Source organism: Bacillus cereus group sp. BfR-BA-01524 (assembly GCF_022662595.1).
Classification (GTDB): domain Bacteria; phylum Bacillota; class Bacilli; order Bacillales; family Bacillaceae_G; genus Bacillus_A; species Bacillus_A thuringiensis_S.
Genome location: NZ_JAKUDW010000169.1, coordinates 1 through 5,859, shown reverse-complemented (window position 1 = coordinate 5,859; position 5,859 = coordinate 1). Strand labels below are relative to the sequence as shown.

Below are 5,859 nucleotides of genomic sequence, written 5' to 3'. Positions count from 1 at the left end.
CGAATCGCTTTTTCTAACATATGGTTTTCATTCGCCGCAGTAACCATAATGACATCAACGTTTGGAAAATCTGCGTGAATTTTCGGCAGTAAGTCTGTTCCGATTCCATCTGGTAAATAATTATCTAATAGAAGTAAATCAATTTCTTCCCTTTGTAGTAGTTCTATCGTTTCTTTCGCGTTCAATGCTTTTCCGATCACTTTTACATCCTTTATTTTTAATAAAAACTCTTCTTGAATTTGCGCGACGCGGAAATCATCTTCTGCAATTGCAACCTTCAACATATGTCCATCCCCCTGTTTGTCATGTACTTTCTTTCAATGTTTTCAGAAAGTAAATTGTAAAAATAGCTCCCCCATTTTTCTCGTTTTGAATTTCAATTGTTCCCTGGAGTAGTTCTATCATTTCTTTCACGTTTGCTAGTCCGTAACCACAATCAGTTCCTTTCGTTGAAAATCCTTTTTGAAAAATGGTCGTTATTTTTTCTGCCGGTATCCCGATCCCGCTATCTATCACTTCAAACACAATATCGTACCCAATATCTGTAACAAAGAAGGAAACGTTCTTTTCCTCTCGTTCACTTACTGCATCAAATGCATTATCGATTATGTTGCCAAGAATCGTAATGAGGTGCGACACTTTTATATGGTCTGGTAACGGATGAAGTGCACTATCTCCTTCAATATGAAAATCAATTTTCTTCTCAGACGCTGTTCCGATTTTTCCTAATAAAATAGCTTGTACTTTCGCATCATGAATTTGATGGAATAAAATATGATTTTGACTTTGATGAATATTAGATTCTTGCTGGATAAATTCAATTGCTTCTTTGTAATGTCCTAACTGAAGTAATCCTGATAAGACGAACAGCTTATTTGTAAATTCATGTGTTTGAGCACGTAAGTCCTCGGAATATTTTCTTACCTCAGATATCGTATTCACAAGGTTTTGCAGTTCTGTTTTATCCCTAAAACTACATACAACTCCTACCGTACTGTTATTTTCGAGTATCGGCGTCATATTTAAAATAAACACCTTATCTTGAAACGCAATTTCTTGATCGTTTTCTAGCACCCTCTCCATATTAAATTCCGGTAAAACTTTTGAAATGTGCTGCTGCATATAATCATCATTTACATGTAACATTTCTTCTGCCGACGTATTCATCATCGTAATAAAACCGTTTTGATCAATAGCGATAATTCCTTCTTTTATAGATAGTAGTATCGCACTTCGTTCCCGGTATAGCGCTGCGATTTCATTCGGCTCTAAGCCGAGTGTATCTTTACGAATGCTACGTGCTAAAAGAATTCCACCAACAATACCGACTAATAATACAGCTAAAGAAAAGAGTATAATTTCTTTCGTTCTGCTCAATATGTTAGATTGAATACCTTTTATTAAAAACTCTACTGTCACAATGCCTACTACTTGATCGTAATCTCCGTTATGAACAATAATAGGTGCCTTCGCCATTAAAGCCGGGCCACTTGTACCATTTCCTTCAAGCGTATAGTATCCGCCAAAAGTGAGTGCTTCATAGTTATATGGATTGTTACTCTTTTTACCAATTAACTCAGAATTTGAATGGGAATACATAACCCCATAGCGATCTTCTATAATGACATAATCCGCACCAGCTTGCTCACGAACTTGTTCCGCAATGGATTGAATGGTACTTTTATGCTCGTTATATTGAAAAGCCTCTTTTATCGCTGGCATAAAAGAAAGAGATTTAGCCGTTTGCAGTGCTAACTGTTCTACTTGGCGCTTCGTATCAACGGACTGAATGTAAACAAACATTCCCGCTAATAGGAGAACGACAAATAAAATTAACGCGATAATTAAGCTTACTATTTTCGTTTGTAATGACACTTTGCGTGATTTTTTCATGCTTCATATCCTTTGATAAAATATTCAAAACTATCAATCTCCTTTTTCTATTATTATGACAAAACGAATAATGAAGCAACTATTAAAACTCTCCATGAACATAAAGTACAAAAAGAATAAAATTGTCATAATATTGAGATTTTATTCTATAGACAGTACAATTCAACTAGAATGAACACGCTTTCATATTTATCATTTTATTACTAAGCAAGAGGAGGAATTAGTATGGCTCAAGTAAAATCAAACCGAGTCGCTGGCAATATCTTTAAAGGTTCTGTCGGCAATTTAATTGAATGGTATGACTGGTACGTTTACTCTGCTTTCGCTGTTTACTTCTCAGCAGAGTTCTTTCCTAAAGGTGATCCAACGAGTCAGTTACTGAACACAGCAGCTATTTTCGCAGTTGGTTTTTTAATGCGCCCTATCGGAAGTTTATTAATGGGACGTTATGCGGATCGGCACGGACGCCGGGCAGCATTAACGCTTTCGATTACAGTTATGGCTGGTGGTTCTTTAATTATCGCCTGTACACCTAGTTACGAAAGCATCGGTATTATGGCACCAATTATTTTAGTTCTTGCCCGTTTACTACAAGGATTATCACTCGGCGGAGAGTATGGGACTTCCGCAACGTATTTATCTGAAATGGCTAGTAGTGGACGCCGCGGCTTTTATTCAAGTTTCCAATATGTAACGCTCGTTGCTGGACAAATGGTTGCGTTAGGCGTTCAAATTGTTCTTCAGCAATTACTAAGCGAACCAGATATGAAAGCTTGGGGATGGCGTATTCCGTTCATTATTGGAGCGATGGGTGCAGTAGCTGTATTATGGCTTCGCCGCACGATGGATGAGTCGGAGCAGTTCTCAAACATAAAATCACAAAAACGTGAAAGCGCAGGAACCATTAGCGCTCTTATGAAACATCCGAAAGCAGTATTAACAGTAGTCGGCCTAACTTTAGGAGGCACCGTTGCATTTTATACGTACACAACATATTTACAAAAGTTCATGGTAAACACAGTCGGCCTTCCGAAAGAAGTTGTAAGCTGGATTAACTTTGTCGCACTACTTATATTCGTTGTACTTCAACCGATTGCTGGGCTACTATCCGATAAAATTGGACGCCGCCCACTATTAATGGCATTCGGTATTCTCGGAACATTATTAACAGCGCCCATCTTCTTCTTCATGGAAAAAACGACAGAACCAATCGTAGCATTCTTACTCATGATGGTCGGTCTCATTATTGTTACTGGTTACACTTCCATTAACGCAATTGTAAAAGCAGAACTCTTCCCAACTGAAATTCGCGCACTCGGCGTAGGTTTACCATATGCCCTCACAGTTGCGATATTCGGCGGAACTGCTGAGTTCATCGCATTATGGCTAAAAAGTATCGGAATGGAATCACTATTCTACTTCTACGTAGCTGGATGTATTGCAATCAGCTTTATTACGTATTGGCGTATGGATGAGTCATCGAAGACTTCGCAGATTGAGGCGGAGCTTGGTGGGGATACATTAGTTAATAATAAGTCTAGTTAAAATTATGTATTCTATTATCTTCGTTTATCTAAAAAAGCATAATTCACTAATATGCAATTTAAAAACCTCTACTTATATGTAGAGGTTTTTGTATGACGAAAAAACACGTAGTTCCATTGTTATTTTAAAAACCCCAAATTCTTCCTCATCTTAAAGTGGAACAAATTTATTACTTAGAGTGTCTAATAAGTGTATTTCTAATATGAGTTGTCCAGATTGGATACAACATATCCCGTTTGACATCTATTTTTATGTATTACAAAAAAATGAAAGGACTTATTATTCCCAAAAGTAAAAAACATGTATTGTAATACTTTCACAGGTGAACCATTACAAGTGGAAACAAAAAAGAAATAACGCAAACTGTGACTTATCAATCATATAAAGTGAAACTTTAATCAGCGGGGGTCTTACTGCCCGGCAAATAGCGGGATAAACGTTTTGGATGTCATTTAACCTGTGAAATTTCAGCTGCAGTAGTATTGTTACCTTATGTCATCTTTAATTGCATCGGTATTTAGAATACCTAGACAAAATCCATATATTCTTGAAAGAGGTTGAAAATTTATGTTCGTTTTAAACAAGTTCTATAACATTTTACATTACAAAAAGATTGTACCTGTAGTATTACTTTCATGTGTATCACTTATAGGCTGTTCCAATAGTAATGCTCAATCTGAACCACCTAAACAAACGAATCAAGCTAATCAAATTAAACAAGAAAATACAGGTAATCAATCTTTTGCTAAACTTGAAAAAGAATATGATGCTAAGCTTGGTATTTATGCACTGGACACAGGTACGAATCAAACGATTGCTTATCATTCAGATGATCGTTTTGCGTTTGCATCTACATCTAAATCATTAGCTGCGGGCGCTCTTTTACGCAAGAACTCATTAGAAGCTCTTGATCAAAGAATTACGTATACTCATGAAGATCTTTCTAATTATAATCCAATTACTGAAAAGCATGTTGATACAGGAATGACGTTAAAAGAACTTGCAGATGCTTCAGTTCGATATAGTGACAGCACAGCACATAATTTGATTCTTAAACAGTTAGGAGGTCCCTCTGAATTTGAAAAAATCTTGAGAGAAATGGGAGATACTGTTACTACTTCAGAACGATTTGAACCTGAATTAAATGAAGTGCATCCAGGAGAAACACATGATACCAGTACACCAGAAGCAATAGCTAAGACGCTTCAATCATTTACATTAGGGACTGCACTTCCAATAGAAAAACGTGAACTATTAGTAGATTGGATGAAGAGAAATACAACTGGAGATAAATTGATTCGTGCGGGCGTACCAAAAGGATGGGAAGTAGCTGATAAAACAGGCGCGGGATCTTACGGAACAAGAAATGATATCGCAATTATTTGGCCACCAAATAAAAAGCCGATTGTTCTTGCTATACTTTCTAATCATGATAAAGAAGATGCTAAATATGATGATAAACTTATTGCAGACGCAACCAAAGTCGTGTTAAATACCTTAAAAGCTACGGAATAGAGGATAATAGGTTAAAAGTTTTCTATTTTAGGCGGTGTTTTCTCTAGTAGGAGTTGCACCGTATTTTCATCAACTAAAAATTTAATAGTGCCCCCAAAATGAAATTTGGTGCTCCCCCTAAAACATCTGGACTGTAATAGCCAATTAAAAAAATGCAAACAAAACGATCCTTAATCAGTCTTTTTGTTTGCATTTCCTTTTTCTAAAACCACAGAAAAGATAAGTACTATAGTTAACAGCATAATAAACCTTACTTCACTTCCATCACTTACAAAAAATGAATACAAAGTATATATTAAAATTAATATTCCATAAATAATTTTGTGCAATGTACTCCCTCCTTTTTGCCCTATATATTTTAGTATAAAAGTTTGATTCAAGTCCTATATCCAAATGAAAATAAAAATACTTTTCTCTTGTTCATTTATCTATTTTCTTTTTATAACTCAAACTTCTTCGAATCGTACTTTTCTAGAGTTTGCTGCAATTCATCTTGTTCATATGGAATATGCTTATCTGTCTGTACATCTTCAACATTTGCTCCACCTGCTAATAATCTCCTGTACTTAAAAGAGTGCCCTGTTAATACTGTTTTAATCATTTTGTATTGCCCTCCTTTTGTTTGATTACTTGTATCATAAAACAAGTATCTGAAGTTGATATGTAGTCTATCTAGAGTGTATGTAAATTTAGAAAATCTCCAATAAAATGTTTGTATTGTAACGTTACCACCAAAACTATTGCCCTAAACACCATGATTTGAAGAGATAGGCCCCCATGTTCTAGTCTCAATTCCTCCTACAGTTCTATATTCAGTAAAACTAATTAATCCCTATAATATAAAAAGAGCACCACTTTTTGGATGCTCCTCGTTATAACTATATATTATTTAATTTCCTTCTTTTG

At 35.7% G+C, this 5,859-nt stretch carries 6 protein-coding genes; 2 read left to right on the top strand and 4 right to left on the bottom strand.

What is annotated here, in order from left to right; all coding sequences use genetic code 11:
• Positions 1-284: response regulator (locus MR170_RS29455; protein ID WP_242310450.1), on the bottom strand; the 284-nt coding region annotated here is incomplete at its 3' end.
• A 19-nt stretch (positions 285-303) separates the two neighbouring features.
• Positions 304-1,893, bottom strand: coding sequence for an ATP-binding protein (locus MR170_RS29450; protein ID WP_242310449.1), 1,590 nt, complete (start codon positions 1,891-1,893; stop codon positions 304-306).
• 225 nt (positions 1,894-2,118) lie between these two features.
• On the opposite strand from MR170_RS29450, the gene MR170_RS29445 reads away from it, so the two are divergent.
• Entirely contained in the window at positions 2,119-3,438 is a 1,320-nt protein-coding gene (locus MR170_RS29445) for an MFS transporter (protein WP_016082673.1), read from the top strand.
• Positions 3,439-4,005: 567 nt separating this feature from the next.
• On the top strand, positions 4,006-4,953 hold the full coding sequence (blaIII, locus tag MR170_RS29440; protein WP_016082674.1) for a class A beta-lactamase BlaIII: 948 nt from the start codon (positions 4,006-4,008) through the stop codon (positions 4,951-4,953).
• A gap of 170 nt (positions 4,954-5,123) precedes the next feature.
• Here blaIII and MR170_RS29435 read toward each other — a convergent pair whose 3' ends face one another.
• Both MR170_RS29435 and MR170_RS29430 read right to left on the bottom strand, forming a co-directional pair.
• Positions 5,124-5,282, bottom strand: coding sequence for a hypothetical protein (locus MR170_RS29435; protein WP_164083071.1), 159 nt, complete (start codon positions 5,280-5,282; stop codon positions 5,124-5,126).
• Between the two features lie 110 nt (positions 5,283-5,392).
• Entirely contained in the window at positions 5,393-5,554 is a 162-nt protein-coding gene (locus MR170_RS29430) for a hypothetical protein (protein WP_016082676.1), read from the bottom strand.
• Positions 5,555-5,859: the final 305 nt, after the last annotated feature.

Bases quoted from the DNA above. Each gene is read 5' to 3' on its own strand.
- MR170_RS29450 (WP_242310449.1), bottom strand. From the start codon at position 1,893: ATGAAAAAATCACGCAAAGTGTCATTACAAACGAAAATAGTAAGCTTA.
- MR170_RS29445 (WP_016082673.1), top strand. From the start codon at position 2,119: ATGGCTCAAGTAAAATCAAACCGAGTCGCTGGCAATATCTTTAAAGGT.
- blaIII (WP_016082674.1), top strand. From the start codon at position 4,006: ATGTTCGTTTTAAACAAGTTCTATAACATTTTACATTACAAAAAGATT.
- MR170_RS29430 (WP_016082676.1), bottom strand. From the start codon at position 5,554: ATGATTAAAACAGTATTAACAGGGCACTCTTTTAAGTACAGGAGATTA.